This window comes from Hydrogenophaga sp. (assembly GCF_028698005.1).
Taxonomy (GTDB): Bacteria; Pseudomonadota; Gammaproteobacteria; order Burkholderiales; family Burkholderiaceae_C; genus Hydrogenophaga.
This window is the reverse complement of sequence record NZ_JAQVEJ010000230.1, coordinates 1-3,356: the sequence shown is the minus strand read 5'-3', so window position 1 is coordinate 3,356 and position 3,356 is coordinate 1. Positions and strand designations below refer to the sequence as shown.

The window sequence follows — 3,356 nt, the reverse complement described above, 5'->3', positions numbered from 1 at the left end:
CTCGAAGGGCGCACCGAGGAGCAAAAGCGCGCCGTGATCGAGAAGGTCACCGACGCACTGCAGGAGGCGGTCGGCGCCCCCCGGGAAACCATCCGCGTCTGGATCCACGACATGCCCAAGGAGAACTGGGGCATCGCCGGCGTCAGCGCCAAGGACCTGGGGCGCTAGGCCCCGGCCCCGCGCCACCGCTGCCACCAGCGGCATTCACGGCGAAGCTGTCGTGGCCGCGTCGAACGCGAGAGAGCTGATCGAGAAGTCGAAGAACCCGTGAGGCGGGCGCGGTGCCAGACGGGCAAGCCTCTGGGCGCCGCCTCAATACCCGCCCGAAGACGGGGCCGGGGAGGGCGCCACCGCCGCTCCGGCAAAGCGCCGCGCCAGCTCGCCCGCCGCCTTCACCAGCAGCGTCGTGTCCACCCCCACGGCCACGAACAGCGCGCCCGCGTCGAGGTACTGCTGCGCCAGCGCCGGGTCGGTGGCGAGGATGCCGGCGGCCTTGCCGGCGGCGCGCACGGTGGCGATGCCTTCGAGGATGACTTTCTGCACCTCGGGGTGCCCGGGCTGGCCGCGGTAGCCCATGCTGGCCGACAAATCGGCCGGGCCGAAGAACACGCCGTCCACGCCCTCGGTGGCGGCGATGGCGGCCAGGTTGCCGATGGCGGTGACGGTCTCGGCCTGCACCAGCAGGCACATCTGGTCGTTGGCCTGGTTCAGGTAGTCGTCCACCTGGTTCCAGCGCGAGGCGCGCGCCAGCGCCGCGCCCATGCCGCGGATGCCTTCGGGCGGGTAGCGCATGGCCTGGACCATCAGCGCGGCCTGCTCGACGGTGTCGATCATCGGGACCAGCAGGGTCTGCGCGCCGATGTCCAGGTACTGCTTCACCAGTGCCACGTTGGCCTCGACGGCACGCACCACGGCGTGGGTCTTGCCATAGGGCGCCATCGCGCGCAATTGCGCGAGCACGCTGCGCGGGTCGTTGGGGGCATGCTCGCCATCGATCAGCAGCCAGTCGAAGCCGCAGCCGGCCAGGGCCTCGGCCACGTCGGGGCTGGCAAAGCCGACCCAGCAGCCGATCTGGGGCCGACCGGCCTGGAGGGCATCGCGAAACGTGTTCTGGGGCATCTTCATGGTGTGGTGGTGGATTCGGGGTACAGACCCCGCATTGTCCCCATCAGCCGCGTCAGGCCCATGAGCGCGTCGATGCTGGGCGTGGCCACGCCCAGGTGCTGGCCGATCTCGCGGACCGCACCGACCAGCGCGTCCAGCTCGATCGGACGCCCCGCCTCCACGTCCTGCAGCATCGAGGTCTTGAACGAACCCAGCTTGCGCGTGACGGCGTGGCGCTCTTGCGGGTCCTGGTCGATGGGAATGCCGATGCGCGCACCGATGGTCTGGGCCTCGCGCATCACGGCGCTGCAAAAACCCCGCACCAGCTCGTCGTCGAGGATGCGGTCGCAGGGCGCGCCGGTGAGCGCCGACACCGGGTTCATGGTCATGTTGCCCCAGAGCTTGAACCAGATGTCGCGCTGGATGCGCCCGGACACGGTGACCTCGAAGCCGGCCTGCGTGAGCAGCGCCGACAGTGCCTGCACGCGCGGCGAGAGTCCGCCCGCCGGCTCACCGATGATGAGCTGGTTGTTCTTGATGCGCTCGACGCGCGCAGGCCGCGGTGCGGCGGCACTGGCGTGCACCACACAGCCCACGACCTGCCCGACGGGAATGGTGGCCGCACAGACACCGGCCGGATCGACCGATGCCAGGCGCAGTCCGGCCGCCTCGCCCGGCAAGCCGTCGAAGAACCACCAGGGCACGCCGTTCATGGCCACCAGCACCACGGTGTGCGGCCCCATGAGGGCGCGCACCGCCGGCGCCACAGCGGGCATGGCCGGCCCCTTGACGGACACGATCACCAGGTCCTGCACACCGAGCTCGGCCGCATCGTCGCTGGCCTGCACCGGCACCCGGTGCTCGGCGCCGCCGGCATCGACCCAGGTCAGCCCCCGCTCGCGCAGGGCACGCAGCGTCTCGCCACGCGCCACGGCCGAGAGCCGAACCTGGCCGGCCGGCAGCCGCGTGCCCAGCCAGCCGGCGAACAGGCCGCCGATGGCACCCGCGCCAACGATGGCGATCTTGTGAAACGACCCTGTGGTTCGGTGAATCGATGTGGTGGTCATGCGCGGTACTGTTCGGGCGGCGGTCGTCCAGCGGGCGCGTCATGATCCGTGAACGGGTCTCATCGGCACCGTACTGGGGTTGCGATGGATCGAGTCTCGCACACTCCGTCCGGGTGCGCGGACGCGGGCCGCTCGCCGCTCGCCGCTCGCCCACACCGGCGGTCGCGAAGCGGCTGTGGCCAGGCGAGCCGCAGACAGCGGACAATGTCGGGTCATGAGCACGCCCCTGACCGAACGACTTTCCATCGACGCGCTGCTGCTGCAGGCGCCCATGGCCGGCGCGCAGGATGCCCGGCTGGCACTGGCCGTGTGCCACGCCGGCGGCATCGGCAGCCTGCCCGGCGCCATGCTCGCACCCGAGGCGCTGGCGCAACAGCTCCAGATCCTGTCAACGGGCACCGAGCGTCCCTGGAACGTCAATTTCTTCTGCCACACCCCGCCCACGCCCGACCCGACACGGGAGGCCGCCTGGCGGCAGGCGCTGTCCCCCTTCTACACCGAAGCGGGCCTGGACATCACCGCCGTGCCGGCCGGCGCCGGGCGCGTGCCCTTCAGCCACGCCATCGCCGACATTGTCGAACCCTTTCGCCCGCCCATCGTCAGCTTCCATTTCGGCCTGCCCGCACCCGACCTGCTGGCGCGCGTCAAGGCCTGGGGCAGCCTGGTCCTGTCGTCGGCCACCACGGTGGACGAGGCGCGCTGGCTCGAAGCCCAGGGTGTGAGCGCCGTGATCGCGCAGGGCGTGGAGGCCGGTGGCCATCGCGGCATGTTCCTGTCGGATGACATCACCACGCAGGTCGGCACCTTCGCACTGCTGCCACAGATCGTCGCCGCCGTGCAGGTGCCGGTGATCGCGGCCGGCGGCATCGCCGATGCGACGGGGGTGCGCGCCGCACTGGCCCTGGGTGCGGCCGGTGTGCAGGTGGGCACGGCCTACCTGTGCTGCCCCGAGTCCACCGTCAGCGCCCTCCACCGCGCCGCGCTGCAAAGCGATGCCGCCCGCCACACCGCGCTGACCACGCTGTTCACCGGACGGCCCGCACGCGGCATCGTCAACCGCGTGATGCGCGAACTCGGCCCGCTCAACCCGGCCGCGCCGGCCTTCCCCCTGGCCACGGCCGCCATCGCGCCCCTGCGTGCGCACTGGGAGCAGCAAGGCTGCGGCGACTTTTCACCGCTGTGGAG

At 71.5% G+C, this 3,356-nt stretch carries 4 protein-coding genes; 2 read left to right on the top strand and 2 right to left on the bottom strand.

Annotated features, from left to right (window positions below; all coding sequences use genetic code 11):
• On the top strand, positions 1-168 hold a 168-nt coding region (locus PHQ87_RS15165), incomplete at its 5' end, for a 2-hydroxymuconate tautomerase (RefSeq protein WP_300236181.1).
• Between the two features lie 144 nt (positions 169-312).
• Here the strand turns inward: PHQ87_RS15165 and hpaI are convergent.
• Together hpaI and PHQ87_RS15155 are read right to left on the bottom strand one after the other, a co-directional pair.
• Entirely contained in the window at positions 313-1,125 is an 813-nt protein-coding gene (gene hpaI, locus PHQ87_RS15160; protein WP_300236178.1) for a 4-hydroxy-2-oxoheptanedioate aldolase, read from the bottom strand.
• Complete coding sequence (locus PHQ87_RS15155; RefSeq protein WP_300236175.1) at positions 1,122-2,171, bottom strand: 2-dehydropantoate 2-reductase; 1,050 nt, start codon at positions 2,169-2,171, stop codon at positions 1,122-1,124. Before PHQ87_RS15155 ends, hpaI begins: the two co-directional genes overlap by 4 nt.
• 214 nt (positions 2,172-2,385) lie before the next feature.
• Between PHQ87_RS15155 and PHQ87_RS15150 the strand changes: the two genes are divergently transcribed.
• On the top strand, positions 2,386-3,356 hold a 971-nt coding region (locus tag PHQ87_RS15150; protein WP_300236172.1), incomplete at its 3' end, for a nitronate monooxygenase.

Excerpts from the sequence above, each read along its gene's own strand:
- hpaI (WP_300236178.1), bottom strand. The coding sequence starts at position 1,125 with ATGAAGATGCCCCAGAACACGTTTCGCGATGCCCTCCAGGCCGGTCGG.
- PHQ87_RS15155 (WP_300236175.1), bottom strand. The coding sequence starts at position 2,171 with ATGACCACCACATCGATTCACCGAACCACAGGGTCGTTTCACAAGATC.